The sequence below is a fragment of the Streptomyces chryseus genome (assembly GCF_014650755.1).
Classification (GTDB): domain Bacteria; phylum Actinomycetota; class Actinomycetes; order Streptomycetales; family Streptomycetaceae; genus Streptomyces; species Streptomyces chryseus.
Window position 1 is genome coordinate 182,886 of record NZ_BMVO01000005.1, and the last position, 26,316, is coordinate 209,201.

The 26,316-nt window shown below is 73.3% G+C and carries 23 protein-coding genes; 14 read left to right on the forward strand and 9 right to left on the reverse strand.

Going from position 1 to position 26,316, the window contains the following annotated elements:
• The first annotated feature begins 18 nt into the window (after positions 1-18).
• Together rsgA and IE185_RS11485 are read left to right on the forward strand one after the other, a co-directional pair.
• Positions 19-1,149 carry a ribosome small subunit-dependent GTPase A gene (gene rsgA / locus IE185_RS11480; RefSeq protein ID WP_138909679.1) on the forward strand — a complete coding sequence of 377 codons (1,131 nt, stop codon included), beginning with the start codon at positions 19-21 and terminating at the stop codon, positions 1,147-1,149.
• A gap of 201 nt (positions 1,150-1,350) precedes the next feature.
• Positions 1,351-2,724: a DNA-3-methyladenine glycosylase 2 family protein gene (locus IE185_RS11485; RefSeq protein ID WP_138909840.1), complete on the forward strand. Its 1,374-nt coding sequence runs from the start codon at positions 1,351-1,353 to the stop codon at positions 2,722-2,724.
• Between the two features lie 16 nt (positions 2,725-2,740).
• Here the strand turns inward: IE185_RS11485 and IE185_RS11490 are convergent, their stop codons facing one another.
• The 3 genes from IE185_RS11490 to IE185_RS11500 form a co-directional block, all read right to left on the reverse strand.
• A complete protein-coding gene (locus IE185_RS11490; protein WP_138899435.1) occupies positions 2,741-3,112 on the reverse strand; it encodes a PPOX class F420-dependent oxidoreductase in 372 nt (123 codons plus the stop codon).
• Positions 3,113-3,211: 99 nt separating this feature from the next.
• Positions 3,212-3,694, reverse strand: a complete 483-nt coding sequence (locus IE185_RS11495) for a DUF456 domain-containing protein (RefSeq protein WP_138909839.1) — start codon at positions 3,692-3,694, stop codon at positions 3,212-3,214.
• 242 nt (positions 3,695-3,936) lie between these two features.
• The gene (locus IE185_RS11500) at positions 3,937-4,920 is read right to left on the reverse strand and encodes a helix-turn-helix domain-containing protein (RefSeq protein WP_138899507.1); all 984 of its coding nucleotides are present in this window, start codon (positions 4,918-4,920) and stop codon (positions 3,937-3,939) included.
• Between the two features lie 309 nt (positions 4,921-5,229).
• Here IE185_RS11500 and IE185_RS11505 point away from each other — a divergent pair, with 309 nt between their 5' ends.
• The 4 genes from IE185_RS11505 to IE185_RS11520 all read left to right on the forward strand — a co-directional run bounded on the left by IE185_RS11505 (position 5,230) and on the right by IE185_RS11520 (position 10,575).
• On the forward strand, positions 5,230-7,134 hold the full coding sequence (locus IE185_RS11505) for a protein phosphatase 2C domain-containing protein (protein WP_444545111.1): 1,905 nt from the start codon (positions 5,230-5,232) through the stop codon (positions 7,132-7,134).
• A gap of 91 nt (positions 7,135-7,225) precedes the next feature.
• Complete coding sequence (locus IE185_RS11510; protein WP_138898961.1) at positions 7,226-8,974, forward strand: pyruvate dehydrogenase; 1,749 nt, start codon at positions 7,226-7,228, stop codon at positions 8,972-8,974.
• A 123-nt stretch (positions 8,975-9,097) separates the two neighbouring features.
• The gene (locus IE185_RS11515; RefSeq protein WP_138898962.1) at positions 9,098-9,862 is read left to right on the forward strand and encodes a hypothetical protein; all 765 of its coding nucleotides are present in this window, start codon (positions 9,098-9,100) and stop codon (positions 9,860-9,862) included.
• A 218-nt stretch (positions 9,863-10,080) separates the two neighbouring features.
• On the forward strand, positions 10,081-10,575 hold the full coding sequence (locus IE185_RS11520) for an ATP-binding protein (RefSeq protein WP_189715095.1): 495 nt from the start codon (positions 10,081-10,083) through the stop codon (positions 10,573-10,575).
• A 36-nt stretch (positions 10,576-10,611) separates the two neighbouring features.
• Here IE185_RS11520 and IE185_RS11525 read toward each other — a convergent pair whose 3' ends face one another.
• Together IE185_RS11525 and IE185_RS11530 are read right to left on the reverse strand one after the other, a co-directional pair.
• Positions 10,612-11,667 (reverse strand): DUF2637 domain-containing protein, encoded by a 1,056-nt coding sequence (locus IE185_RS11525; protein ID WP_138899150.1) that lies wholly within the window; start codon positions 11,665-11,667, stop codon positions 10,612-10,614.
• A 192-nt stretch (positions 11,668-11,859) separates the two neighbouring features.
• On the reverse strand, positions 11,860-12,735 hold the full coding sequence (locus IE185_RS11530; RefSeq protein ID WP_138899151.1) for a (2Fe-2S)-binding protein: 876 nt from the start codon (positions 12,733-12,735) through the stop codon (positions 11,860-11,862).
• Positions 12,736-12,856: 121 nt separating this feature from the next.
• On the opposite strand from IE185_RS11530, the gene IE185_RS11535 reads away from it, so the two are divergent.
• Complete coding sequence (locus IE185_RS11535) at positions 12,857-13,615, forward strand: GntR family transcriptional regulator (protein WP_189715097.1); 759 nt, start codon at positions 12,857-12,859, stop codon at positions 13,613-13,615.
• Between the two features lie 33 nt (positions 13,616-13,648).
• On the opposite strand, the gene IE185_RS11540 is transcribed toward IE185_RS11535, so the two are convergent.
• On the reverse strand, positions 13,649-14,422 hold the full coding sequence (locus tag IE185_RS11540) for a hypothetical protein (protein WP_189715099.1): 774 nt from the start codon (positions 14,420-14,422) through the stop codon (positions 13,649-13,651).
• Between the two features lie 312 nt (positions 14,423-14,734).
• Positions 14,735-16,486, reverse strand: coding sequence for a PucR family transcriptional regulator (locus tag IE185_RS11545; RefSeq protein ID WP_138895930.1), 1,752 nt, complete (start codon positions 16,484-16,486; stop codon positions 14,735-14,737).
• A gap of 360 nt (positions 16,487-16,846) precedes the next feature.
• Between IE185_RS11545 and IE185_RS11550 the strand changes: the two genes are divergently transcribed.
• The 7 genes from IE185_RS11550 to IE185_RS11580 all read left to right on the forward strand — a co-directional run bounded on the left by IE185_RS11550 (position 16,847) and on the right by IE185_RS11580 (position 25,526).
• Positions 16,847-17,737, forward strand: coding sequence for an FAD binding domain-containing protein (locus tag IE185_RS11550; protein ID WP_138895929.1), 891 nt, complete (start codon positions 16,847-16,849; stop codon positions 17,735-17,737).
• Positions 17,738-17,739: 2 nt separating this feature from the next.
• Positions 17,740-18,336 (forward strand): (2Fe-2S)-binding protein, encoded by a 597-nt coding sequence (locus tag IE185_RS11555; RefSeq protein ID WP_138895928.1) that lies wholly within the window; start codon positions 17,740-17,742, stop codon positions 18,334-18,336.
• 3 nt (positions 18,337-18,339) lie between these two features.
• Positions 18,340-20,724, forward strand: coding sequence for a xanthine dehydrogenase family protein molybdopterin-binding subunit (locus tag IE185_RS11560; protein ID WP_138895927.1), 2,385 nt, complete (start codon positions 18,340-18,342; stop codon positions 20,722-20,724).
• Between the two features lie 256 nt (positions 20,725-20,980).
• Positions 20,981-22,447 carry an NCS2 family permease gene (locus IE185_RS11565; RefSeq protein ID WP_138895926.1) on the forward strand — a complete coding sequence of 489 codons (1,467 nt, stop codon included), beginning with the start codon at positions 20,981-20,983 and terminating at the stop codon, positions 22,445-22,447.
• Between the two features lie 38 nt (positions 22,448-22,485).
• The gene (locus IE185_RS11570) at positions 22,486-23,637 is read left to right on the forward strand and encodes an XdhC family protein (protein WP_138895925.1); all 1,152 of its coding nucleotides are present in this window, start codon (positions 22,486-22,488) and stop codon (positions 23,635-23,637) included.
• A gap of 27 nt (positions 23,638-23,664) precedes the next feature.
• Positions 23,665-24,060: a ribosomal maturation YjgA family protein gene (locus IE185_RS11575; RefSeq protein WP_229843446.1), complete on the forward strand. Its 396-nt coding sequence runs from the start codon at positions 23,665-23,667 to the stop codon at positions 24,058-24,060.
• Between the two features lie 185 nt (positions 24,061-24,245).
• Positions 24,246-25,526: a glycoside hydrolase family 6 protein gene (locus IE185_RS11580; RefSeq protein WP_138895924.1), complete on the forward strand. Its 1,281-nt coding sequence runs from the start codon at positions 24,246-24,248 to the stop codon at positions 25,524-25,526.
• Here IE185_RS11580 and IE185_RS33965 read toward each other — a convergent pair.
• Entirely contained in the window at positions 25,480-25,839 is a 360-nt protein-coding gene (locus IE185_RS33965; RefSeq protein ID WP_373303716.1) for a hypothetical protein, read from the reverse strand. The two genes, IE185_RS11580 and IE185_RS33965, sit on opposite strands and share 47 nt — an antisense overlap.
• Complete coding sequence (locus IE185_RS11590) at positions 25,836-26,168, reverse strand: bifunctional 3-phenylpropionate/cinnamic acid dioxygenase ferredoxin subunit (protein ID WP_189715136.1); 333 nt, start codon at positions 26,166-26,168, stop codon at positions 25,836-25,838. The genes IE185_RS33965 and IE185_RS11590 overlap by 4 nt, the downstream gene beginning before the upstream one ends.
• Positions 26,169-26,316: the final 148 nt, after the last annotated feature.

The following is a 26,316-nucleotide window of genomic DNA, read 5'->3' on the forward strand; positions in this document are numbered from 1 at the left end:
CCCTTCGAAGGGTTTCCCTTGTCCCACGCTTCGCTCCACACCTCCTCTTCCACCACTTCTGATGCCCGGCACCCCCTCGCCCCCTACGGCTGGGACGAGGCATGGGAAGCCGAGTTCGCTCCGTACGCCGCGCAGGGGCTGCTGCCCGGCCGTGTCGTACGGGTCGACCGCGGCCAGTGCGACGTCCTCACCGCCGACGGCGTCGTACGCGCCGACACCGCCTATGTGACGCCGCACGATCCGCTGCGGGTCGTCTGCACCGGTGACTGGGCCGCCGTCGACCCTGCCGGGGACCCGCAGTTCGTACGGGCGTACCTGCCGCGCCGCACCGCGTTCGTACGCTCCACCTCCTCCAGCCGGTCCGAGGGGCAGATCCTCGCGGCCAACGTGGACCACGCGATCATCGCGGTCTCGCTCGCCGTCGAGCTGGACCTCGGGCGCATCGAGCGCTTCCTGGCGCTGGCCTGGGAGTCGGGCGCGCAGCCGTTGGTCGTCCTCACCAAGGCCGACCTCGTGCCGGACGCCACCGGGCTCTCTTACCTCGTCGACGACGTGGAGACCACGGCGCCCGGCGTGCAGGTGCTGCCCGTCAGCTCCGCGACGGGGGACGGCGTCGACGTACTCGCCGCTGTCGTGTCGGGCGGTACGAGCGTGCTGCTCGGCGTCTCCGGTGCGGGAAAGTCCACGCTGGCCAACGCGCTGCTCGGCGCGGACGTCATGGCGGTGCAGGCCATCCGTGACGTCGACGGCAAGGGCCGGCACACGACCACCACCCGCAACCTCCTCGCGCTGCCCGGCGGGGGAGTCCTCATCGACACACCCGGGCTGCGGGGCGTGGGGCTGTGGGACGCCGAGGCCGGTGTCGGCCAGGTCTTCTCCGAGATCGAGGAGCTGGCGGTCCAGTGCCGGTTCCACGACTGCGCCCACGAGGCGGAACCGGGCTGCGCCGTGCTGGCCGCCCTGGAGGAGGGCGCATTGCCGGAGCGCCGGCTGGAGAGCTACCGCAAGCTGCTGCGGGAGAACCGCCGCATCGTCGCCAAGACCGACGCCAGGCTCCGCGCGGAGATCGGGCGCGAGTGGCGGCTGCGCAGTGCGCAGGGCCGGGCCAGTATGGAGGCCAAGCGCGGGGGCGGCGGCAGGCGCCGATAGCACTCCGCCTGCCCGGGGCCCCGGCTGCTCGGGGCCCCGGGTCGTCGCCGCCGGGGGGCGGTGCGCGGCGGGATCGGTTCTGGCCGTAGTGCGGGGGCTGCGGGGGGTCGGTGCCGTGCCGGGGCTTCGCGATCGCCGCGCCACTCCATGTCCGAAAGCCGCCAGTGGGGTGTGCCTGGGGCGGCGCACACTGGGGGCGTGATGGAGGAAGAGAGCAAGTACGAGGCGGTGACCAGCCGTGACGCGCGCTTCGACGGAGAGTTCTTCTTCGCCGTGGTCACCACCGGCATCTACTGCCGGCCGAGCTGCCCCGCCGTCACCCCCAAGCGGGAGAACGTGCGGTTCTACCCGACCGCGGCCGCCGCCCAGGGCAACGGGTTCCGGGCCTGCCGCCGCTGCCGCCCCGACGCCGTACCCGGATCCGCCGACTGGAACGCGCGCGCCGACGTCGTCGGCCGCGCGATGCGGATGATCGGCGACGGAATCGTCGACCGCGAAGGCGTGCCGGGCCTCGCGGGCCGGCTCGGGTACAGCACCCGGCAGGTCCAGCGCCAGCTCACCGGTGAGCTCGGTGCGGGCCCCGTCGCCCTCGCCCGCGCCCAGCGCGCCCACACCGCCCGTGTACTGCTCCAGACCACCGGGCTGCCGGTGACCGAGATCGCGTTCGCCTCGGGCTTCGCGAGCGTGCGGCAGTTCAACGACACCATCCGCCGGATCTACGCCCGCACCCCCACCCTCCTGCGCGCCGAGGCCGGGAAGGTCCGTACGCGTACGGGGCCCGCCCTCGCCGCCGGCATCCCGCTGCGGCTCGCTCATCGCGGCGCGTACGCCGCCGCCGAGGTCTTCGACCTCCTCGCGGACGAGGCCGTGCCGCGCGTCGAGGAGGTGGCCGGCGAGCGCGGCGCCCGCACGTACCGGCGCACCCTGCGTCTGCCGTACGGAACAGGCATCGCCGCCGTCGACGAGACGCCGCACCCCGGCTGGCTCGACGCCCGCATCCACCTCACCGACCTGCGCGACCTCACCACCGCCGTGCAGCGGTTGCGCCGGCTCTTCGACCTGGACGCCGACCCGTACGCCGTCGACGAACGGCTCGCCGCCGATCCGGCGCTGGCGCCCCTGGTCGCCGCCCGGCCGGGGCTGCGCTCGCCGGGCGCCGCCGACCCCGAGGAGTTCGCCGTACGGGCCCTGACCGGCCCGGCGGCGGCCGGGCTCGTCGAGGCGTACGGGAAGCTGCTCGACCAGCCGTGCGGCGCGCTGACGCACGTCTTTCCCGAGCCGGGCGCCCTCACCGGGGCCGAGGACCCGGCGCTGCGGGCGCTGGCGGTCGCGCTCGCCGACGGCGTCGTACACCTCGGCCCCGGCGCCGACCGCGACGAGACGGAGCGGGCGCTGCGCGCGCTGCCGGGGGTCACCGCGCGGACGGCGGCCCTGATCCGGATGCGGGCGCTCGGGGACCCGGACGTCGCGCCGGGCGGCGAGGAGGAGACCGTCGGCGCGGCGCGGTGGCGGCCCTGGAGGTCGTACGCCGTGCGGCATCTGTGGACGGCGTACGACCGGGTCTCGCCGGGCTGACCGCCGCCCCTGTGGGTCAGCCGCCGTCCAGACCCCAGCTGTGGATCTTCTGCGGGTGGATCCGGATCAGCTCCTCGCTGAAGTGCGGTCCCAGGTCGTGCGGCCCGGTCAGCAGCTCGGCCTCGCCCCGGATGTCCACCCCGCGCACCGCCCACGGCTTCAGGCTCACGATGTCGTCGACGACCAGGGCGACCTTCGGGTTCGTCTGGAGGTTGCGCCACTTCTTCGTCGTGCCCAGGGCGAATCCGCCGATCAGTATCGTCCCGTCGTCCTGCGGGAAGAAGCCGACCGGGTTCGCCTGCGGCCGGCCCTTGGGGTCGACGGTCGCCATCCGTCCCAGGCGCTGCGTCCTGAGGTAGGCGCGCTCGGCGTCGCTGAATGCGGTCATGACGCCCACCCTCACACGCGCGGCCCTCCCCGCACATCGGTACGGGGGCCTAGGACTTCCGCCGGACCCGGAGCCGTGCGTCGGCTCCGTCAGCCCCCGTCAGCCCCAGATCACCACGCCCACCCAGGTGCCGGTCACCAGCAGAGAGGCGAACAGCTGCACCAGCACCGGGTAGCCGACGGCGCGCATGACCGTACGGGTGGAGGCCCAGCCACCGCCGTGGCTGCCGAGCCGGGCCCGCTCCACGCCGTAGATGCCCCCGACGAATCCCAGAACCGCGCCCACCACCGGCAGCAGGAAGAAGCCGGCGATCCCGGCGATCCCGCCCACCATGAGCGTCCGCTGCGGCGCGCCGGACTCCTGGGGGCGGCGGGCCGGCAGCAGGGGTTTGAGCGCTTGGTCGAGCAGCAGCAGGCCGGTCGCGCCGATCAGGACACCCCAGGCGAGCACCGTCTTGTCCTCCAGCGCCCACCACAGCACGGCCGCCCAGACGATCGCCTGCCCCGGTACACCCGGCACGAGTACGCCGAGCAGGCCGAGCAGCATGACGAGGCCGACCAGAAGGAGCTGCCACACGCCCATCTGTCCAGGGTGCGCGCCTCACGCTGCGGCCGCAGGTCGGAGGCCGACGGGCGCAGCGTCGCGCCCGGGTGGCGTCGTGGTGCCGTGCCGGCCGCGTTTCCCGTGCTGGGGGGCGCGTCGAGCGGGGTCGCGGCGCTGGGGGCGGTGCGCTCGCCGTGGGCGGGGGCAGGCGGTTGTGGTGTGCGCCGGTGGGCCGCCCCTCGCCGTGGGGCAGGGGGGCAGGCGGTTGTCGTGTGCGCCGGTCAGCGTCTGGACACCCAGCCGCGTTCGTACGCGTGCCAGCCGAGCTGGAGCCGCGTCGTCACGCCCGCCAGCTCCATCAGGCCCTTCACCCGCCGCTGCACCGTCCGCAGACCCAGCTCCAGCTGCTTCGCCACGCTCGCGTCCGTCATCCCGGCCAGCAGCAGCGACAGCACCTGGATGTCCGTGGCGTCCGGGCCCGGCAGGCCCTCCTCGGACACCGTGCCGTCCGCCGCGAGCCGCAGCGGGAGCGCGTCCCGCCACACCGCCTCGAACAGGCCCGTCAGCGACTCCAGCAGGCCGCTCGCGTGCACGACGAGGGCCGCCGGTTCCGCGCCCCGGGCCGTCAGCGGCACCATCGCCATGCTCCGGTCCGCGATCACGAGCTTGGTCGGCACCCTCTCCGCCACCCGGACCTGCTCGTCGCGCCCCAGCGCCGCCGACAGCTCGACGAGTCCCGTGGGCGCGGTGAGCACCTCGCGTTCGAGCACCACCCGGTACGCCACGCCACGCGTCGCCGCCCGCTCCTCGGCCTCGTTGTCCATGCCGCTGATCGCGATCGGATGCCCCGTGACCAGCGCGCACACCTCCTTCGTGGCGCCGAGCTGGAGCTGCGCGAAGCGGTGCGCCACCGCGCTGACCCCCGTCACCACCTCGACCAGGTCGTGCACGGCGGGCTCGGCCGCCTCCGCCCGGTACTCCCGCGCCAGCAGCGCAGCCGTCAGCTCCGCCTGCTCCAGCTCGTGCCGCTGCTGGGTCAGCAGCGCACCGAGCGCGACCCCCGGCGGCGCGGCCACCCAGCGCCCCGTACGCGCCGACGACTGGGCCGCGAGCCCCTGCTGTTCCAGGCGGCGCAGCGCCCGTTCGGTGTCGGCCTCCGGCAGCGTCAGGCGGTGCGCGAGGTCGGGGACCTCCGCCGCGCCGAGCGCGACGAGCGCGCGGTACGTCGACTCCTGGGCCTCGTCGAGGCCTACGGCTCCCAGCACCCTCCACACCCCTCCCCGGACGCTTCGATCCCGTATCCGCACCCCGATCTTGCCCACTGGCTCGTGGCGGGAAGCGGCCACGGCGTAAATCCGCCGTACGCATCATCCCCGCACCACGGGTCACTCTGCCAATGTGGCGCCACAGCAGTATCAACAGCTCCCGAGGAAAGGGCTTTTGCGCCGTACTCCTCGGGACCGTGCCGGTACGTCCGAGATCGCGCACGGCGTCGGGGCGGCGACCTCCACGGACTGTCCGCCGGGCGTCCCTCCCGTGGGGGGTGGGGCCGCCCGGCGGACTTGTTTTTCCCGATGCCCCGTTTTCGTACGGCACTTGGGGTGGACAATAGGGGCATGAGCCAGCAGGGGGAGAGGCGCGCCACCAGCGAGGACGAGTGGTGGAACCGGCTGTACGACGACGAACCCGTCCCGGAACCGGCCCCCGCGCGGGGGGCCGACAGCGACGAGAGAGACGACACCGCCGACGCCGGTGACACCCTGGACGCCCGTTTCGAGTCGGCAGCGGTCGCATCGGCGCCGGCGCCGGCCGTTCCCTCCTCGGCGGACGAGCGCGACGCGGCCCCCGCGCCGCCGGGCCCGGAGGCGCCGGCCGCCCCGCCCCCGGTGGACGATCGCGCCGCACCGCCCGCGCCATCCACCCCACCGAAACCCCGGGGCTCCGGTCCCGGTCCCGCCGACGCGCCGCCGTGGTGGGTGACGCACCTGCCCGCCACAGCACCGAAGCCCCCGCGGCACGCTCCACCGCCGCCCGCTGAACCCCCCACGGGGCCGGCCGATTCCCGGCCCACGAGCGCCGCCCCGGCACCTTCCGCCTCCGCCGCCCCCGCATCCCCGGCAACCGCTCCGGAGCCGCCGCCGCCCGCGCCCGTGCCGCCGCCGCCCGCGCCCGTGCCGCCTCCGCCCGCGCCCGTGCGGCCTCCGCCACCGCCCGTGCGGCCGACGGCCGAAGCCCCGCACCGTGCCCCCTGGGAGGCTCCCGACATGTCCCAAGTGCCGCCGCCCCGGGACGAGTCCGAGCCCGCGTCGCCCGCCGCCCGGCGGCCGAAGCTCCCCCGGGCGCCCTGGCGCGGCGCCCGGACCACCGGCTCCGTGCCGGCCCAGCCCTCGCACCCCACGCCCCCCGCGTCCACCGGCAGGACGGCGGACGGCGACAGCGGCGGCGACGAGGGCCGTGGTGGCCGGCCGGCGCCGCGTGTCGGATTCGTCGGAGACCGGCCGCCCACCTACGACGCCGAGCCCACGGCCCTGCCCGCCGCCGACCCGCACGAGCTCGGCGCGCTCGTCGCCGACACCGTGCTCGACGGCGCCCGGTACGGCACGTACACCCTGCGCGCCGCCTCCGTGCGCGGCGACTCCGCCCGCTACCGCGGCGAACCCCGCCGCGACTCCCTGCTCACCGCCCGCTTCGGCCGCGGCGAGGACGCGCTCGTCCTGGTCGCGGTGGCCGGCGGGGCCCGCGCCGCCGGGAGCGCGCACCTGGCCGCCGCCGACGCCTGCCGATGGATCGGCGAAGCCGTCGGCCGCAGCCAGGCACGCCTCGCCGACGACATAAGGGCGGGTCGCCGGGGCGACCTCAAGTCCGGTCTGCACCGCCTCACCGACCGCGGCTACGGCAGGCTGCGCGCCCGCGCGTCCGAACTCGGCCTCAACCCCGAGGAGTACACGGTGAGTCTGCGCTGCCTGCTCCTGCCCGCCGACCCCCAGTGCCGTACCCGGGTCTTCTTCGGCATCGGCGGCGGCGGCCTGTTCCGGCTGCGCGGCGGCGTCTGGCAGGACATCGAGCCCGCCGTGCCCGAGCCCGCGGCCGTCACCGGCGCGCCCGTCGTCGGGTTCGGCTCGCCCCCGGCCCACCCGGCCGGCGGCTTGGGATCGGTCCCGTCCGAGACCCCCGAGGGCGACCGCCTCACCATGGACCTCGGCATCCCGACCCCGCCGTCCCCGTACGTCGCGAGCGCCCCGCCGCCCGCCGAGCCCTTCCGCTTCCGGGCGTCCGTCGCCCGCCCGGGTGACACCCTGCTCCTGTGCGGCGGCGGCCTCGCCGATCCGCTGCGCGGCGAGCCCGCGCTCGCCGAGGAACTGGCCGGACGCTGGGCCGGAGCCGAACCGCCCGGCCTCGCCGAGTACCTCGCGGACACCTGCCTGAGGGTGAAGGGGTACGCCGACGACCGTACGGCGGTGGCGGTCTGGGAGGCGTAACGGTGCACCGCGTGGGTTGATGGACTCGGCACCGCACGGCGCGGCACCGTGCGCGACCGGCCGACCGTCTCCCGAAAGGCGTGCGCATCCCATGGCCAAGCAGAAGGTGGCGGAGCAGTTCGTCGACATGCTCGTGAAGGCCGGGGTGCAACGCCTCTACGGTGTCGTCGGCGACAGCCTCAACCCCGTCGTCCACGCGATCCGCCGCACCCCCGGCATCGACTGGATCCAGGTCCGGCACGAGGAGGTCGCCGCCTTCGCCGCCGGCGCGGAAGCGCAGATCACCGGCAGCCTCGCCGCCTGCGCGGGCTCCTGCGGCCCCGGCAACCTGCACCTCATCAACGGCCTGTACGACGCGCACCGCTCCATGGCTCCGGTCCTCGCCCTCGCCTCGCACATCCCGTCCGGCGAGATCGGCCTCGGATACTTCCAGGAGACCCACCCCGACCAGCTGTTCCGCGAGTGCAGCCACTACTGCGAGCTGATCTCCAGCCCCCGGCAGATGCCGCGCGTGCTCCAGACCGCCATCCAGAACGCCGTCGGCCGCAGCGGCGTCAGCGTGGTGGCCCTGCCCGGCGACATCGCGTCCGAGACGGTGTCGGAACGCGCGGGCGAGCACGCGCTCGTCGCGTCGCGCCCCGTCGTACGCCCCGGGGAGGCGGAGCTGGAGAAGCTCGCCCGCATGGTCGACGAGGCCAAGCGCGTCACGCTCTTCTGCGGCAGCGGCACGGCGGGCGCCCACGCGCAGGTGATGCAGTTCGCGGAGCGCGTGAAGTCCCCCGTCGGGCACGCGCTGCGCGGCAAGCAGTGGATCCAGTACGACAACCAGTACGACGTCGGGATGAGCGGACTGCTCGGCTACGGCGCGGCGTACGAGGCCACCCACGAGTGCGACCTGCTGATCCTGCTCGGCACCGACTTCCCGTACTACGACTTCCTGCCCCACGACGGCGACGTGAAGATCGTGCAGGTCGACGTGCGGCCCGAACGCCTCGGCCGCCGCTCCAAGCTGGACCTCGCCGTCTGGGGCGACGTACGTGAGACCCTGACGTGTCTGACGCCGCGCGTGAAGGCCAAGTCGGACCGCAAGTTCCTCGACCGGATGCTGAAGAAGCACGCCGACGCGCTCGAAGGAGTGGTGAAGGCCTACACCCGCAAGGTCGAGAAGCGAGTGCCGATCCACCCCGAGTACGTCGCCTCCGTCCTGGACGAACTGGCCGACGACGACGCCGTGTTCACGGTCGACACCGGCATGAACAACGTCTGGGCCGCCCGCTACATCACCCCCAACGGGCGCCGCAGCATCATCGGCTCCTTCACCCACGGCTCGATGGCCAACGCCATGCCGCAGGCGATCGGCGCCCAGTTCACCGACCGGGACCGCCAGGTGATCGCGATGTCCGGCGACGGCGGCTTCAGCATGCTGATGGGCGACTTCCTCACCCTCGTGCAGCACGGCCTGCCGGTGAAGGTCGTCGTCTTCAACAACTCCTCCCTCGGCATGGTGGAGCTGGAGATGCTGGTGGACGGCCTGCCGTCGTTCGGTACGGCGAACAAGAACCCGGACTTCGCGGCGGTCGCCCGCGCCTGCGGGGCGTACGGCGTACGGGTGGAGAAGCCGAAGCAGCTGGCCGGGGCCCTCAAGGACGCGTTCAAGCGCAAGGGCCCGGCCCTCGTGGACGTCGTCACCGACCCGAACGCCCTGTCGATCCCGCCGAAGATCCGCGCCGAGATGGTCAGCGGCTTCGCCCTGTCGGCGAGCAGGATCGTGCTGGACGGCGGCGTGGGGCGGATGCTCCAGATGGCCCGCTCGAACCTGCGCAACGTGCCGAGGCCGTAGCTCCGTACGAGTGGAATGCGGAGCCGGGGCGGGCCGGACGCGGCGTGTCGCGGAAGGTCTCACGACAAGCGACTGCTATCACCCCAGCCACCGAAAGGGCCTGTGACGCGCATGTTCCCGCGCTTGTCTTTCCCACGCCGCGTCCGCCGCGGCCGTATCTCCGCCGCCGTCGCGGCCGTCGTCGTCATCGCCACGCCCGCCGCGATCGCCGGCCTGCCGGACGCGGTCACCTCGGTGCTGGGCGCCACCGGCGGCCCGGAGGCCGGGAAGGCCCCCCGGGCCGAGGCGGGCGCACCGGCGCCCGGCACCCCGGTCAGGGCGGGGTTGCTGAGGCTGGAACTCGGCGCGGCGCTCGCGCCGACGGGGCACGGCGTCGCCGTGGCGCCCGTCACCGGCGCGGCCCAGCCGGCCCCGGGCGTGGTCGCCCTCACGGCCCGTAAGGGCAGCCGCTTCGTGCACGGCGGCGGGAAGCCGCTGGGCGGCAAGGTGGTCCTCGACGGCGGCGTACGGCTGTCGAAGGGCGACCGGTCCGTCGTCATCGTCAAGGACTTCACCGTCGACCTGCGGACGCACGTCGTCACCGCCACGGTCGGCGGGGGCAGGCCCGGCACGCGGCTCGGCGTACTGCGCGACACCACGACCCGGCTCCTGCCGCGCGCCACGCAGAAGGACGCGAACATCGCGATCGGCGGGCGGCTCGTGTTCGACGGGGCGGCGGGGGAGCGGATCGACGCGGGACTCGGAGCACCGGTGTTCGGCGGTGCCGGTACGGGCGGCGCGACCGGCGTCGGCGCGACGTTCGAGGCCGGCGCGGACCTGGACGTCGACCTCGCCCGCGCGCTCGGCCTGGACGACGAACTGGGTCTGGAGCCCCGCCCCGCCCGGTAGGCCGGGACGGGCGGGGGGACGTCGCGTACGGCGGATCCGGCAGCCGGCACTCCTCGGACCGGCCGACCCCGGCCGGTCGGCGGGCATCCGCTCAGATCCGGATATTCCCCCAACACCGGTTAATTGACTAATGGACATGAGTGCCATTGCGCGTTCGGGGCATGCATCCCGTGAACCAGTTCGAGAGGAAGGGCCGATTCAGCGTGCGGGTGGGGGCGATGACAGGGCAACAGGCGGGCGGGCGAGGCACGGCCGCGCGAGGGCCGTCCGGGGCGGCGGCGGGAACGGCGGGGGAGGGGGAGACGAGCGACGAGGGGGCATTCATTCAGCTGCGGCGCAGACTGGGGCACGCGGATCTCACAGCGGTCCCGGAGATACGGCGCGCTCTGCGCGAACTCCTGCGGCACCGGGCGGAACAGACCTGCACGGACGTCGCCGAGCTGCTGACCACCGAGTTGGTGACCAATGCCCTCGTGCACACCGATCACGACGCCGAGATCACGGCCACCGTGGGCGCCTCCAGGCTCCGCGTGGAGGTACGGGACTTCGCCGCCGACCACCCGCAGCTGCGCTTACCGGTCGCCGACGACGGTACGCACGGCAGGGGCCTCGTGCTGGTGCAGGCACTCGCGGACGCCTGGGGCGTCCGAGCTCAGGGCGTAGGGAAATCGGTCTGGTTCGAACTCGACGTGGACGGCGGCGGACCGGAGTGACTCCCCGGTCCGCCGCCGCCCGTACGACCCCGCCGCTCAGCCGAACTGCTGCTCAAGATCCTTGAGTTTGCGTTCGAGCGAGTCGAGTCGTGGCAGGGCCTGGGTGTCGTCCTCGGCGGTGAGGTCGACGGTCGTCACGGCCTCAGAGCCTCTCACGGCCTGAAGGGATGGCCTTTGTCGATGCGGCAGCTGTCCGGGTTCCGCTATGGCGGGCTCCGCGACCGCCTGCGGCGGTGCGGAGCCCGAACCGGGAGCGAGCGCCGACACCTCGACGACCTGCCGGCCGCCACGACCGCGGCCCCAGGCCCGGTGCTGCCGGTTGATGGCCTTCAACTGGGCGCGTTCCAGCTTCTGGTGGTCGCGTCGGCGGATACGGTTCTGCTCCTTCTCGCGCCTGTCCTCCCGTACTTCCTCGACCGCCTCGTCCAGCGTGCGCACGCCCTCCAGGAGCATCAGCGACCACGCGCCGAAGGTCTCCCGCGGGGCCCTCAGCCACCGTACGATCCGGATCTGCGGCAGCGGCCGGGGCACCAGCCCCTGCTCGCGCAGCGCCGCCCTGCGGGTCTGCTTCAGCGCCCGGTCGAACAGCACCGCGGCGGAGAGCGACATGCCGGCGAAGAACTGCGGGGCGCCGTCGTGGCCGAGGCCCCGGGGCGCGTGCACCCAGTTGAACCAGGCGGCGGCTCCCGCGAACGTCCACACCAGCAGACGTGATCCGAGCGCCGCGTCGCCGTGGCTGGCCTCGCGCACCGCGAGCACCGAGCAGAACATGGCGGCGCCGTCGAGGCCGAACGGGACGAGGTACTCCCAGCCGCCGGAGAGGCTGAGGTTTTGCCGGCCGAAGCCGACCAGGCCGTGGAAGGAGAGCGCGGCGGCGACCGCCGCGCAGCAGAAGAGCAGAACGTACGAAGCGGTCCCGTAGATCGCTTCCTTGCGCCTGCGGCGCTCCTCCGTGCGTTCCCAGGAGTCGTCGGATGCGGGCTTGCCACCGGCGCGCTTGCCGCGCGCGAGCACCGCAACCGCCGCCAGGACCCCCGCGAGCATCACGCCGCCCGGAAGCAGCCAGTCCAGCGATATGTCGGTCAGTCTCATTGCGGTGTCCCTTGCATCGCGGTAGGCGTTCGGGCGCCATATTGGCGGAAGGCAAGTGGCCCGAAGAGGCTTTCGGGGCAAGAGGACGCCAAGGGAGTGCCAGGGCACGCGAATAGGTGCGATCTGGTCGAACCACCGTACGGATGAGGGGTGTTGAGTTCGATTGATGCCACCTGATCGGGTGGCGTGCCGTCAGGCGCCGGCGACCGAGGCCGCGGCGGCGGCTTCCTCGCTCAGCTTCCGTACGCGCTCGGCGTCGCACGTACGGGGACACGTGACGCAGGTGTCCTCGGGGCGCAGCGTGTAGAAGAGGCAGCAGCTCGCCCGGTCGCGGGTCGGCAGCGTCTCGCCGTTCGGGCCGCGCAGCTCGCGGAAGCCGGCCGTACCGGCGTACGGCTTGACCGTGCCCGGCAGCAGTTCCTCCAGCTCCCGCATGGCGCGCCGCTCCTCGCCGAGCAGGTGCGCGACGTACCAGAGCCCTTCCACGATCTCGTCCGTCGCCATCCCCCACAGGGCGCGCTTCCCGCGCCGCATGCGCGGGCCGAAGCCGTCGAGCACGGGCCCGAGGTGCTCGGCGACGGCGTCCCGCACCTCGCCGCGCAGGGCCTCCTCGTCCGGTACGACGCGGGCGCCGGGCAGGCGGGCGGCCGGGTCGCCCGGCAGGCAGGCGAACTCCCGCACGCGCACGGCCATCCGGCCCAGCGTCCGCTGGAAGGCGACGTCCTCGACGGGCACGCGCGGCACCCGCCGCTGCAGGAACCACGGCACGGTGACCAGCAGGCAGGCGGGCCAGGCGTACCGGTGGAGACCGAAACTCGCGACGACGTCGGGGCGGGCCTGCTGACCGTAGTCCCGCAGGACCTGGGCGTTGTCCCAGGCCAGGAAGGCGTCGAGGGCGGCTCCGCCGGCCGCGAGCTCCGCGGCCCCGACCCAGCCGCCTCCGTGCGGCGCCTGCTCACCGTCCGCCAGCTCGGCCACGCGCAGACCGGCGAAGACCTCGGTGAGGCGGATGTAGGAGGCCGAGACGGGGGAGGCGGCGACGCCGGGGAGAAGAGCGGGGACGGTCATGCAGGGGACCACCGAATCGCGATCGTTTGCAGGTAAGCCTTACCTTACCCGATCAATCCGATGTTTGAACTGTGACCCCACCCGCCTATCGTGCATATGGGACACGGCACCGGAGGAACGCATGGAGCAGCAGGGCAGACCGCGCGAAGCGGCGTACGGGCACGTGCCCGCCGCCGCCCAGGCGCCGCCCTCCCCGCGCGTCCCGGAGCAGGTGCGCGGCGAGCACACCCACAGCGAGCCCCCGGCCCCCCGCCCCGTCCAGCGCCACTCCGTCCGCGGCCAGATCCTCGACGCGCTGCGCGCCGCCCTGGTCAGCGGCGAGCTGGTGCCCGGCGAGGTCTACTCCGGTCCCGGCCTCGGCGCCCGCTTCGGCGTCTCCGCGACCCCGGTCCGCGAGGCCATGCAGCAGCTCGCGCTGGAGGGCGCGGTGGAGGTCGTGCCGAACCGGGGCTTTCGCGTCACGGTCCGCAGCGCGACGGAACTGGCCGAGCTCGCGGAAGTGCGCTCCCTGATCGAGGTCCCGGTCATGCTCCGGCTGGCCCGTACGGTTCCGGCCGCCCGCTGGTGCGAGCTGCGGCCGCTGGCGGAAGCCACCACGACCGCCGCGGCGACGGGCAACCGGGCGGCGTACGCCGAATCGGACCGCGCGTTCCACCGCGCGGTCCTCTCCCTGGCCGGCAACCACCAACTGGTCGCCGTCGCCGACGACCTGCACCGCCGCTCCCAGTGGCCCCTGCTCACCGGGGACCGCCTCGGCCGCCGGGCGGACCTCCTGGCGGACGCGGCCGAACACCTCGCCCTGCTGGACGCCCTGGCGGCGCGGGACCTGACGGTGGTGCAGTCCCTGGTCAGCGAGCACTTCGCGGGCGCGGACCGCTGAGCGCGGGGGACGGCGAGCGCGTTCGCCGGTCCGCTACGCCGCCGCGTCGGGGGACAGCTGGGCCGCCAGCCAGGTCGGTACGCCGTCCAGCAGGCGGAACAGCCGGCCCGCCTCCGCCCGCAGGCGGGTCGCCTCCGGTTCCGGTTCGGCGTCGGCCAGGGCCGCGAGGGCCGGGGCCGTGCCGACCAGGTAGCCGAGTTCCTCCCGTATCCGCAGCGACTCGGCGAAGCCGTGCCGCGCGTCCGCCAACTCGCCCTCGCGCAGGGACAGTCCGGCCAGATGGCGCCAGGTGAACGACAGCAGCAGCGTCTCGCCGTGCGCCGTCGCGCCCGCGTGCGCGCGGCGGTAGGCGGCGCGCGCCGACTGCGGGGAGTCGGCGATGTGCTCGGCGACCAGGCCCCGCCGGAAGTCCAGGAGCGGGCGGCCCGGCGCGTCGGGGGCGAGCAACGCGGCCGCCCGGCCGAGCGCGGAGCGCGCCTCGTCGGCGCGGTCGCGGGCGCCGAGCACGGTCGACGCGTACGCCAGCTGGCCGCGCTCGCACGCCGCCGCGCCCCGCTCGTCGTCGGTCCTGGCCACCGCCTCCGCCGTGCGCAGGGCGTCCTCCGCCTCCGCCCAGCCGCGCTCCGTGAACAGGCACCGCTCCACGAGCAGCGAGGCCCGCTGGAGTGCGGCCGCGGGCGCCGGGCCGTCGCCCCCATGTGGTTCGAGCAGGGCCGCGGCATCGGTCCAGCAGCCGCGCGAGCGCAGCCGCCATACCGCGGTCTGGAGTGGGCTTCCGTCCCCTGCGGTCGTTCCGGAACCAGACATGGCGGTATGCGCCACATTGCCCTCCCCGAGCAGCACGTCATTGAGCTGTGAGTGATGGAGCCGTGAAAACGATCAGTAGGTGAAAGGTGATTGTCGCTCGTGCCCAGTGGGCGAATCTCAGCACGGAATGGCACCCCGGGCCAAGAGTTCAGGTGAACGAATTCACAATCGACCCGGTCAGGGCGCCCGTTCGGCCGGTAACGGCTGCTGTGGCCGGGCCCGCCCGCCGGGGAAGCGCGGGCGGGCGGACCACCCGTCGGGGGAACGGCGCCCGCGACCGGTCATGCGTGTGGGTGACCTTGGCGGCCCCCCTCAGCTCATCCTCAGCGCGAGGAAGAAGTCCAGCTTGTCCTCGAGACGCGACAGATCACGACCCGTCAGTTGCTCGATCCTGCCCACCCGGTAGCGCAGGGTGTTGACGTGCAGATGCAGCCGGGCCGCGCAGCGCGTCCACGAACCGTCGCAGTCGAGGAACGCCTCAAGGGTGGGAATGAGTTCCGCCCGGTGGCGCCGGTCGTAGTCCCGCAGCGGATCCAGCAGCCGCGCGGTGAACGCCCGGCGCACGTCGTCCGGCACGAACGGCAGCAGCAGCACGTGCGACGCCAGCTCGTGGTGACCGGCCGCGCAGACCCGGCCGGGGCGCGCCGCCGCCACCCGGCGGGCGTGCCGGGCCTCCTCCAGCGCCCCGCGCAGCCCCTCGGCCGAGTGCACGGCCGCGCTGACACCCAGTGTCAGCCGTCCGTCGTCGGCGAGGCCGCCGGAGAGGGGCTCGCGCACCGCCTCCAGGAGCACGTCGGCGTGCAGGCCCGCACGGGCGGCCGGAGGCGCCGCGCCCTCGCCCGCCTCGTCGCTCTCCCCGGCCCCGTCGCCGTCCGGCGCCACCGCCGGCAGGGGGACGAGCGCGATGGCCTCGTCGCCGGCGTGCGCCACCGCGATCCGGTCCGAGGAGTCGGAACCGGCCACCGCCGGGTCGACCAGTATCTCCTCCAGCAGCGTCTGCGCCACGGGCCCGGCCTGGATCGCGGCGGCGGAGCCGACGGGGCCGCCGGCCCCGCCCGGCCCCCCTTCCAGCCAGTCGACCCGGGCCACGACCACCTGCCAGTGCGGCGCCGAGCCGAGGCCGGGCAGCAGCACCGGCGCGGCCACCCGCAGGCGGGCCGCGATCTCGGCGGGGGCCGCGCCCGTCTGCACCAGCTCCAGGACTTCCTGGGCGAGCCGGCGGCGTACCGTACGGGCCGCGTCACGCCGGTCACGTTCCACGGCGATCAGCTGCGTCACCCCCTGCAGCAGGTCCAGACGGGCGGCGGGCCAGTCGCCCGCGTCCGCCTCCACGGCCAGCAGCCAGTCCGACAGCACGCTCTCCCGCACGTCGCGGGAAGCGGCCACCGCGGCGCGGCCGCCGCTGCGGATCGGGAACAGCGAGTACGTCGTGCCGTGCACGGCGGCCCGGTGCGGCGCCCGGCGCCCCGTGCGGCTCGCGGCCAGGTGCTCGCCGGCCAGTACGGGCCCCACGGCCGGCGGCAGCGGGTCACCGGCGCCCGCGATCTGGCGGCCGGTGGGCGAGAGCACCCAGGCCCGCAGGTCCAGGTCGGACGTCAGCAGGTCCAGCACCACCTCGGGGCCGCCGCCGGTCGGGCCCGACGTCATCAGCCTGCGGTGCCGGTCGACGACCGCCGCCAGGTCGCCGGCCCGCTCGCCGGAGACCTGGCGCACCACGTGCTCGGTGATCGTCGCGAACGCGACCGCCTCGCTGACCGCGAAGAGCGGCAGCCGGTGGCGTACGCACGCCTCGACGAGGTCGCCCGGGATCGCGCCGAGCTCCGCCTCGCCCGCCGCGAGCCCGACGACGCCCGCGCTCGCCAGGATGCGTACGAAGGGCTCGGAGTCCTCCGCGTCACGCCGCCACGCCAGACCGGTGAGCACCAGCTCGCCGCCGGACAGATACCGGCTGGGGTCCCGCAGGTCGGTGGTCATCACACCGCGCACGGTGCGGTCCAGTTCTTCCTCGCCGCCGAGCAGCCGCAGGCCCAGCGCGTCGGTCTCAAGCAGTGCGCGCAGCCGCATGGGTGTCGCCGCCGATCTGTTTCTTGGTGTGAATGGAGGGTGGGCGCGGTTTCAAGCAGTAGTGCTTGATGTTGTCCGGAAAGGCGTGCTCGTCGTTTCCGGAGGAAAGCGGTGGGTCCACCGAGCTTCGCCTTTCGTTCGAATCTACAAGACGTAAGCAGCCACCAGCCAACTCCTTCATGGTTTCGGTGACTGCACCAGGCGGAGCCCCGGCGGTGTACTTGGGCCAAGCCACGTGAACAGCAGATGAACGCCTCAGAGCGACCCGAACGGCTTAGAACGACCAGGTCGACAGCCGGCGGTTGGCCGTCTCCAGCCCCAGCGATACGCGAACCACCCGATTGAGAAGAAGAGAGCCTCATGGACTTCCTTCGCCCCGCCAGCTGGGAGGAGGCGCTCGCCGCCAAGGCCGAGCACCCCACGGCTGTGCCCATCGCGGGCGGCACAGATGTCATGGTCGAGATCAACTTCGACCACCGCCGCCCCGAGTACCTCCTGGACCTGAACCGCATCGGCGAACTGCGCGAGTGGGAGGTGGGCGAGGAGACCGTACAGCTCGGTGCCTCCGTCCCGTACACCCAGATCATGGACCACCTGCGGGCGGAACTGCCGGGCCTCGCGCTCGCCGCCCACACCGTCGGATCGCCCCAGATCCGCAACCGCGGCTCCGTCGGCGGAAACCTCGGCGCCGCTTCGCCGGCCGGTGACTCGCACCCGGCCCTGCTGTCCGCGGGCGCCGAGGTCGAGGCCGAGTCGGTGCGCGGAACGCGCCTCATCCCGGTCGAGGAGTTCTACACCGGCGTGAAGCGCAACGCGCTGGAGCCGGACGAGCTGATCAAGCGCGTCCACATCAAGAAGGCCGACGGGCCGCAGCAGTTCTCCAAGGTGGGCACCCGTAACGCCATGGTCATCGCGGTCTGCGCGTTCGGTATCGCGCTGCACCCCGAGACCCGCACGGTCAAGACCGGCATCGGTTCCGCCGCCCCGACTCCGCTGCGGGCCCGCGCCGCCGAGGACTTCCTGAACGCCGCGCTCGAAGAAGGCGGATTCTGGGAGAGCGGGAAAATCATCACCCCCTCGATCGCCAAGCAGTTCGCGGAGCTCGCCTCCGGCGCCTGCAACCCGATCGACGACGTGCGCGGCACCGCGAAGTACCGCCGCCACGCGGTCGGGATCATGGCCCGCCGCACGCTGGGCTGGACCTGGGAGCAGTACCGCGGCAACGGCCGCACGCTTGAAGGAGCTGCATAGCAATGCGCGTGAATTTCACGGTCAACGGCCGTAAGCAGGAAGCGGACGACGTCTGGGAGGGCGAGAGCCTGCTCTACGTCCTGCGCGAGCGCATGGGCCTGCCGGGCTCCAAGAACGCGTGCGAGCAGGGCGAGTGCGGCTCCTGTACGGTCCGCCTCGACGGTGTCCCCGTCTGTGCGTGTCTGGTCGCCGCCGGCCAGGTCGAGGGCCGCGAGGTCGTCACCGTCGAGGGCCTCGCCGACTTCGCCAAGCAGCGCGAAGAGGGCTGCGCGACCGGCGCCTGCGGTGGCGGCGGTACGTCGCTCCAGGCGGCCCAGCAGTGGCAGGCCAAGGGAACGGACTCGCAGACCGGTGAGGGCGAGGAGCTCGCCCCGATCCAGCAGGCGTTCATCGACGCCGGCGCCGTGCAGTGCGGTTTCTGCACGCCGGGTCTGCTGGTCGCGGCCGACGAGCTCCTCGAGCGCAACGCCGAGCCGTCCGACGCGGACATCCGCGAGGCGCTCTCGGGCAACCTGTGCCGCTGCACCGGTTACGAGAAGATCCTGGACGCGGTGCGCCTCGCGGCCGCTCGCCAGGACCGCCAGGAAAGCGGGGTCTGATCCATGGGCGTCACAGGTACCCCCACCAGCATCAAGCAGGGTTCGAAGACCAAGGGCGGCATCGGCGAGTCCACGCTCCGCCCCGACGGCACCCTGAAGGTCACCGGCGAGTTCGCGTACTCCTCGGACATGTGGCACGAGGACATGCTCTGGGGCTACACGCTCCGGTCCACCACCGCGCACGCCGAGATCCGGTCGATCGACACGTCCGAGGCGCTGGCCATGCCCGGCGTGTACGCCGTGCTCACGTACGACGACCTTCCCACCGAGGTCAAGAACTACGGCCTGGAGATCCAGGACACCCCGGTTCTCGCCCACGGCAAGGTCCGCCACCACGGCGAGCCGGTCGCCATCGTCGCCGCCGACCACCCGGAGACGGCGCGCCGCGCCGCCGCCAAGATCAAGGTCGACTACGCCGAGCTGCCCGTCATCACCGACGAGGCGTCGGCCACCGCGCCCGACGCGCTGCTGATCCACGAGGGCCGCGACGACCACCACATCGGTCACGTCCCGCACCCGAACATCGTGCACCGCCAGCCGATCGTCCGCGGCAACGCCGACGAGGCCGCCAAGCGCGCCGACGTCATCGTCTCCGGCGAGTACGTCTTCGGCATGCAGGACCAGGCGTTCCTCGGCCCCGAGTCCGGCATGGCCGTACCCGGCGAGGACGGCGGCGTCGACCTGTACGTCGCCACCCAGTGGCTGCACTCGGACCTCAAGCAGATCGCCCCCGTCCTCGGCCTGCCCGAGGAGAAGGTCCGCATGACGCTCTCCGGCGTCGGCGGTGCCTTCGGCGGCCGCGAGGACATCTCGATGCAGATCCACGCGTGCCTGCTCGCCCTGCGCACCGGCAAGCCGGTCAAGATCGTCTACAACCGGTTCGAGTCCTTCTTCGGCCACGTGCACCGCCACCCGGCGAAGCTCTGGTACGAGCACGGCGCGACCAAGGACGGCAAGCTCACGCACATGAAGTGCCGGATCGTGCTGGACGGCGGCGCGTACGCGTCGGCCTCCCCGGCGGTCGTCGGCAACGCCTCGTCGCTGAGCGCCGGCCCGTACGTCATCGAGGACGTCGACATCGAGGCGATCGCGCTCTACACGAACAACCCGCCCTGCGGCGCCATGCGCGGCTTCGGCGCGGTCCAGGCGTGCTTCGCGTACGAGGCGCAGATGGACAAGCTCGCGGCGAAGCTCGACATGGACCCGGTGGAGTTCCGCCGGCTCAACGCCATGGAGCAGGGCACGCTCCTGCCGACCGGCCAGCCGTGCGACTCCCCGGCGCCCGTCGCCGAGCTGCTGCGCCGCGTCAAGGCCATGCCGCTGCCGCCCGAGCAGCAGTGGCTGGCGGCCGGCGAGCAGGCCGACGTACGCGCCCTGCCCGGCGGTCTGTCGAACACCACGCACGGCGAAGGCGTCGTACGCGGCGTCGGCTACGCGGTCGGCATCAAGAACGTCGGCTTCTCCGAGGGCTTCGACGACTACTCCACCGCCCGCGTGCGGATGGAGGTCATCAACGGCGAGCCGGTCGCGACCGTGCACACCGCGATGGCGGAGGTCGGCCAGGGCGGTGTCACCGTCCACGCGCAGATCGCCCGCACCGAGCTCGGCGTCACGCAGGTGACGATCAACCCGGCGGACACCCAGGTCGGCTCGGCGGGCTCCACGTCCGCGTCCCGCCAGACCTACGTCACGGGCGGCGCGGTCAAGAACACCTGCGAGAACGTCCGCGAGAAGGTCCTGGAGATCGGGCGGGCCAAGTTCGGCTCGTACCACCCGGCCTGGGCGACGGCGGAGCTGCTGCTCGAAGGCGGCAAGGTCGTCACCGACGGCGGCGAGGTACTGGCCGACCTGGTCGACGTACTCGAAGGCGAGTCGGTCGACCTGGAGCTGGAGTGGCGCCACCGGCCCACCGAGGCGTTCGACCTGCGGACCGGACAGGGCAACGGCCACGTCCAGTACTCGTTCGCCGCGCACCGCGCGGTCGTCGAGGTGGACACCGAGCTCGGCCTGGTCAAGGTCATCGAGCTGGCCTGCGCGCAGGACGTCGGCAAGGCGCTCAACCCGCTGTCCGTCGTCGGCCAGATCCAGGGTGGAACCACCCAGGGCCTGGGCGTCGCGGTCATGGAGGAGATCATCGTCGACCCGAAGACCGCGAAGGTGCGCAACCCCTCCTTCACGGACTACCTGATCCCCACCATCCTCGACACGCCGACCATCCCCGTCGACGTGCTCGAACTCGCCGACGAGCACGCGCCCTACGGTCTGCGTGGCATCGGTGAGGCCCCCACTCTCTCGTCGACCCCGGCCGTCCTCGCGGCGATCCGGAACGCGACGGGTCTGGAACTCAACCGGACGCCGGTGCGCCCCGAGCACCTCACCGGTACCTGATCCCCGAGTTCCGCCGAAAGCTCCCCGGGCGGTGCCGTGCCTCCAAGGAACGTCACACTTCCCCGCCCGCCACCGCCCGGGGTCTCCAAGTACCGCACCGCTCGCGGTCCTGGCAACAACCGCAGAATCCGCTCACAGCGTCACCACCCCGTTCGTCTCGGGCCGTCCCCCGGGTCGTGCAGCCCTCGCAGCATCCCAAATCCCGCGTTTCCAATCTCCATGCGGGTGCCCCTTTGAACCTTGGGAGACAGGCATCATGACCCAGCAGTCCACAGAGCCGACGACCACGGCGGAGGACGCCGGCGCGGGAACGCGCCAGCCCGCCGGCCGGTCCTGGCTCGACCGGTACTTCCACATAACCGACAGAGGATCCACCGTTGCGACGGAGGTCCGCGGCGGCATCACCACCTTCATGGCGATGGCGTACATCCTCCTGCTCAACCCGCTGATCCTCGGCGGCAAGGACGTGGCGGGCAATGTCCTCAGCCAGCCCGCCCTGATCACCGCGACTGCTCTCGCCGCTGCCGCGACGACCCTGCTCATGGGCTTCTGGGGCAAGGTCCCGCTCGCCCTGGCCGCCGGTCTGAGCGTGTCGGGCGTACTCGCCTCGCAGGTCATCCAGGTCATGACCTGGCCGCAGGCCATGGCCATGTGCGTGGCCTACGGCGCCGTGATCTGCCTCCTGGTGGTCACCGGTCTGCGCGAGCTGATCATGAACGCGATCCCGCTCGCCCTCAAGCACGGCATCACGATGGGCATCGGCCTGTTCATCGCGCTGATCGGCCTGGTCAAGGCCGGCTTCGTGCACGAGAACCCCTCCCTCGGCGGCGGCCCCGTGTCCCTCGGCCCGGCCGGTGAACTGGCCGGCTGGCCCGTCCTGATCTTCGCCGTCACCCTGCTGCTGATCTTCGCCCTCCAGGCGCGCAACGTCCCCGGCGCGATCCTGATCGGCATCGTGGCCGGCACCGTCGTCGCGGCGATCCTCAACGCGATCGCCGACATCCCGGGCAAGGCCTGGTTCTCCGGCGCGCCGGAGCTGGAAGGCAGCGCCGTCTCGGCGCCCGACTTCTCGCTGTTCGGCGAGGTGTCGTTCAGCGGCTTCGGAGAAGTCGGCTACATCACCGTCACCATGATCGTCTTCACCCTGGTGCTGGCCGGCTTCTTCGACGCCATGGCCACCATCATCGGTGTGGGCAGCGAGGCCAAGCTCGCCGACGACAAGGGCCGCATGCCGGGCCTGTCCAAGGCGCTGTTCATCGACGGCGCCGGCGGTGTCATCGGCGGCGTGGGCGGCGGCTCCGGCCAGACCGTCTTCGTCGAGTCCGCGACCGGCGTCGGCGAGGGCGCCCGTACGGGCCTCGCCTCGGTGGTCACCGGCGCGTTCTTCGCGGCCTGCCTCTTCTTCACCCCGCTCACCGCGATCGTGCCCCAGGAAGTCGCCGCCGCCGCCCTGGTGGTCATCGGCGCGATGATGATGCAGAACGCCAGGCACGTGGACTGGAGCGACCGCGCCGTCGCCATCCCGGTGTTCCTGACCGTGGTCCTGATGCCCTTCACCTACACCATCACCACGGGTGTGGCCGCCGGTGTCATCTCCTACGTCGTCATCAAGGTGGCGCAGGGCAAGGCGCGCGAGGTGGGCGCCTTCATGTGGGGCCTGACGGCGATCTTCATCGTGTACTTCGCGATCCACCCCATCGAGTCCTGGCTGGGCGTCGGCTAGACCGCCCCGAGCCCTCCCCACCCCGTAAGGAGACAGTCATGCTGGACATCGCCGAAGAGCTCAACCGGTGGGTCGAGCAGGGACGTGAGTTCGCCGTGGCCACGGTCGTGGCGACGCACGGCAGCTCGCCCCGGCAGCCCGGAGCGGCCCTCGCGGTCGACTCCGAAGGCACGGCGATCGGCTCCGTCTCCGGCGGGTGTGTGGAGGGCGCGGTGTACGACCTGTGCCAGCAGGCCCTCCAGGACGGCGAAACCGTCCTGGAGAGCTTCGGCTACAGCGACGAGGACGCGTTCGCCGTGGGCCTGACCTGCGGCGGCGTGATCGACATCCTCGTCACCCCGGTACGCGCGGACTCTCCCGGCGGGGAGGTGTTCGCGGCAGCGCTGGCCACCGCCGCATGTGGGGATGCGGCGGCGGTCGCGCGGATCACCGACGGGCCGGCCGACGTCATGGGCCGCGCCCTCCTCGTCCGCCCCGACGGTTCGTACGAGGGCGCCCTCGGCGGGCACCCCGAGCTGGACCGCACGGCGGCGGGCGAGGCCCGTGCCATGCTCGACGCCGGACGGACCGGCACCGTTCTCATCGGCGAGGACGGCTCACGCTGCGGCCGGCCGCTGACGCTCCTCGTCGAGTCGAGCGTCCCCGCCCCTCGCATGATCGTCTTCGGCGCCATCGACTTCGCCTCCGCGCTGGTGCGCGTGGGCAAATTCCTGAACTACCACGTGACCGTGTGCGACGCGCGGCCCGTCTTCGCCACCGCCGCACGTTTCCCCGAGGCCGACGAGATCGTCGTCGACTGGCCGCACCGCTACCTGGAGTCGACCGGGGTCGACGGCCGGACCGTGCTCTGCGTCCTCACCCACGACGCGAAGTTCGACGTACCCCTGCTGGAGCGGGCCCTGCGGCTGCCGGTCGCGTACGTCGGCGCGATGGGCTCCCGCCGCACCCACGAGGACCGCAACCGGCGGCTGCGGGACGTCGGCGTCACCGAGATGGAACTGGCCCGGCTGCGCAGCCCCATCGGCCTCGACCTCGGCGCCCGTACGCCCGAGGAGACCGCGCTGTCCATCGCCGCGGAGATCGTCGCCGCCCGGCGCGGCGGCAGCGGCGTGTCGCTCACCGGCGCGCACACCCCGATCCACCACGAGGGTCCTCAGGCCCCGGCCGGCCGGATAGGTTCCGTCGCCTGACGGCGGTGCGGACGTACAGTGTCCGCCGTGAGCGATCTTCGCCGTACGCGCCTCCTGGCGGCTCTGGCCGCGGGTCTGACCCTGTGCGCGGGGCTGGGCGTGCGGAGCGTCGCGGACGGCGAGGTGGCGAAATACGCGGGGGACGCGCTCTACACCGTCCTCCTGTGCACGCTCGTCGTGCTCGTCGCGCCCGCGACCAGGCCGCCGGTGGCCGGCGCGGTCGCGCTGGTCCTGAGCTGGGCGGTCGAATGCGCCCAGCTCACCGGCGTACCCGCCGCCCTCGCCGAACGCAGCGTCCTCGCCCGGCTGGTGCTCGGCTCGACCTTCAACGCGCCGGATCTGCTCTGGTACGCCGCCGGGGCGGGCCTCTTCCTGCTCATACGCACCGTGGTTCCCCGGCCGGGCGGCCCGCGCCACGCGTGACGACGCGGCCCTGCCCGGACGCCTCCGGGCCGGATCCCGGGCAGCGCGCCCGGCCCACCGAGCCCGTTCCTCCCACCCGTTCGGACCCTCGCACTCGACGAGGCCGCGCCCCGGACCGCTGAGGAGCGCTCCCAAGGCGCTCCCGCTCCGCCCGGTCGCCGCCGCCCGCGATCCAGGAGTGAACTGTGCGCACCACCCGACCGATCCTCCGTACCGCCCTCCCCCTCGCCCTGACCACCGGCCTGACGTCGGCGCTGCTGCTCGGCTCGCCGCCCGCGCTCGCCACCGAAGACCCGGTCGACGCCCTCACCACCAGCCTCTACGCCCCGAAGGCCAACCCTCAGGCGTACCGCCAGGCCGACGAGCTGGAGGGCGCGAAGCGCTCGCGCGAGGCCGCCGGGCTGCGGGCCATGGCGCGTACCCCGCACGCCGTCTGGCTGGCGGGCCGCACGCCGGACGAGGTCCGCAAGGAGACACGCGCCGTCGTGCGCGACGCCGCCCGCCGCAGGGCGACGCCCACCCTGGTGCTCTACAACGTCCCCGGCCGCGACTGCTCCTTGTACTCGGCCGGCGGCCTGCGGGACACCACCGAGTACCGGGCCTGGGTCGGCGCGGTGGCGGAGGGCATCGGCGCCGGCCGCGCGGTCGTCGTCGTCGAACCGGACGCGCTGGCGCTGGTGCCGGCCGACTGCCCCGGCGGCGCGAAGGACACCAAGGACGCCAAGGACGCCAAGGACGCCAAGGACACCGAGCGCGTCAAGGCCACCAGGACCGCCGCGCGCTACACCCAGGTCAGCGAAGCCGTCGCCACCCTCGGCACGCTGCCCCGCACGAAGGTGTACGTCGACGCCGGGCACCCGGCCTGGCACACCGTGGACAGCATCGTGCCCCGGCTGGTCAAGGGCGGCGTCGCCCACGCCACGGGCTTCTCCGTGAACGTCTCCAACTACAGCACCGACGACGCCAACGCCTGGTACGGCAGGCTCGTCTCGTCCTGCCTCGCGTACGTCGACAAGGGCGGCAAGGCGTCCGCCTGCCCCACCCAGAAGTGGCGGCGCGCCGACGCCCGGCGCTGGCTCGACCGCCACGTGCCCCTCGACCCGGGCCGGATGAAGCACTTCGTCACCGACACCAGCCGCAACGGACAGGGCCCGTGGACCCCGCCCGACGGCAAGTACCGCGACGCGCAGGACTGGTGCAACCCGCCGGCCCGCGGCCTCGGCGCCCGTCCCACCACCCGTACCGGCGATCCGCTCAACGACGCCAACCTGTGGATCAAGACCCCGGGGGAGTCGGACGGCGAGTGCCTGCGCGGCACCATGGGCCCCCAGGACCCCGAGCGTGGCAGGGTCGACCCGAAGGCCGGCGTCTGGTTCCCGGCCCAGGCCCTCGAACTGGTCCGGCTCGCCAACCCGGCGATCATGCCGCCGGAGAACCGGGTGCCCGGACGCGGGCGCGACGTGTAGCCGCAGGCCGCCCGTGCGTACAGGCCGCCGCCCCTCCCCCCGGCAAGTGCGGGAGGAGGGGCGGCGGCCGGCGGAGCTTCACCGTGACGGCCGCCACCACCTGCGGAAGCGCGGTGACACCGCCGTCGTCGCACAGCACGCCGTCGTCGAGGGCGAGCGCGGAGCCCTCCAGCCAGCGGGTGGCCGGGACGGCGCCGATCCCCACGACGACCACGCCGACGATCACCAGTCGGCCGTCGTACCCCTGCGCGCGCAGGGCACGTGCGGCGTACAGTCCGGCCAGTGAGGCGCCCACCACGGCGACGGTCCTCACGCGGCGCTGCCTTCCCTGGCCGCTTCGGCGTCGGCCGCCACCTGGACGTGGACGAAGCCGCTGTCGTCCACCGAGACGCGGTGGGTGCGGACCGGGCGGCGGGCGGGCGGGCAGGCGGGCTGTCCGGTGCGCAGGTCGAACAGGGCGGTGTGCAGGGGGCATTCGACGAAGCAGCCCTCCAGCCAGCCCTCCGAGGCGTCCTGGTGGGTGCAGGTGTCGTCGATCGCGTACAGCGCGCCCTCGGTGCGGAACACGGCGATCGGCGGCTCGGTGGACAGCCGTACGGACTCGCCCTCGGGCAGGTCGTCGAGGTGGCAGACAGGAATCACCAGAGCCCCCAGAGTGTCGCTCTTCGGTAACATGCTGTTCCAGATGGCGCATCGAGGCGCGTGGTGCGCAACAGATGCGGAACAGAATCCGGATCGGGAGCCGCTGCGTCAAGGGCCCCCATGGAAAGACGGCCGTCAACCGGCCGCC

What these genes read in the sequence shown, in the direction of transcription:
- IE185_RS11510 (WP_138898961.1), top strand. Translation starts at nt 7,226, where the DNA reads ATGGCCAAGCAGAAGGTGGCGGAGCAGTTCGTCGACATGCTCGTGAAG.
- IE185_RS11550 (WP_138895929.1), top strand. Translation starts at nt 16,847, where the DNA reads ATGGACTTCCTTCGCCCCGCCAGCTGGGAGGAGGCGCTCGCCGCCAAG.
- IE185_RS11485 (WP_138909840.1), top strand. Translation starts at nt 1,351, where the DNA reads ATGGAGGAAGAGAGCAAGTACGAGGCGGTGACCAGCCGTGACGCGCGC.
- IE185_RS11540 (WP_189715099.1), bottom strand. Translation starts at nt 14,422, where the DNA reads ATGTCTGGTTCCGGAACGACCGCAGGGGACGGAAGCCCACTCCAGACC.
- IE185_RS11525 (WP_138899150.1), bottom strand. Translation starts at nt 11,667, where the DNA reads ATGAGACTGACCGACATATCGCTGGACTGGCTGCTTCCGGGCGGCGTG.
- IE185_RS11520 (WP_189715095.1), top strand. Translation starts at nt 10,081, where the DNA reads ATGACAGGGCAACAGGCGGGCGGGCGAGGCACGGCCGCGCGAGGGCCG.
- IE185_RS11490 (WP_138899435.1), bottom strand. Translation starts at nt 3,112, where the DNA reads ATGACCGCATTCAGCGACGCCGAGCGCGCCTACCTCAGGACGCAGCGC.
- IE185_RS11560 (WP_138895927.1), top strand. Translation starts at nt 18,340, where the DNA reads ATGGGCGTCACAGGTACCCCCACCAGCATCAAGCAGGGTTCGAAGACC.
- IE185_RS11530 (WP_138899151.1), bottom strand. Translation starts at nt 12,735, where the DNA reads ATGACCGTCCCCGCTCTTCTCCCCGGCGTCGCCGCCTCCCCCGTCTCG.
- IE185_RS11570 (WP_138895925.1), top strand. Translation starts at nt 22,486, where the DNA reads ATGCTGGACATCGCCGAAGAGCTCAACCGGTGGGTCGAGCAGGGACGT.
- IE185_RS11565 (WP_138895926.1), top strand. Translation starts at nt 20,981, where the DNA reads ATGACCCAGCAGTCCACAGAGCCGACGACCACGGCGGAGGACGCCGGC.
- IE185_RS11505 (WP_444545111.1), top strand. Translation starts at nt 5,230, where the DNA reads ATGCCCCGTTTTCGTACGGCACTTGGGGTGGACAATAGGGGCATGAGC.
- IE185_RS11495 (WP_138909839.1), bottom strand. Translation starts at nt 3,694, where the DNA reads ATGGGCGTGTGGCAGCTCCTTCTGGTCGGCCTCGTCATGCTGCTCGGC.
- IE185_RS11535 (WP_189715097.1), top strand. Translation starts at nt 12,857, where the DNA reads ATGGAGCAGCAGGGCAGACCGCGCGAAGCGGCGTACGGGCACGTGCCC.
- IE185_RS11545 (WP_138895930.1), bottom strand. Translation starts at nt 16,486, where the DNA reads ATGCGGCTGCGCGCACTGCTTGAGACCGACGCGCTGGGCCTGCGGCTG.
- IE185_RS11555 (WP_138895928.1), top strand. Translation starts at nt 17,740, where the DNA reads ATGCGCGTGAATTTCACGGTCAACGGCCGTAAGCAGGAAGCGGACGAC.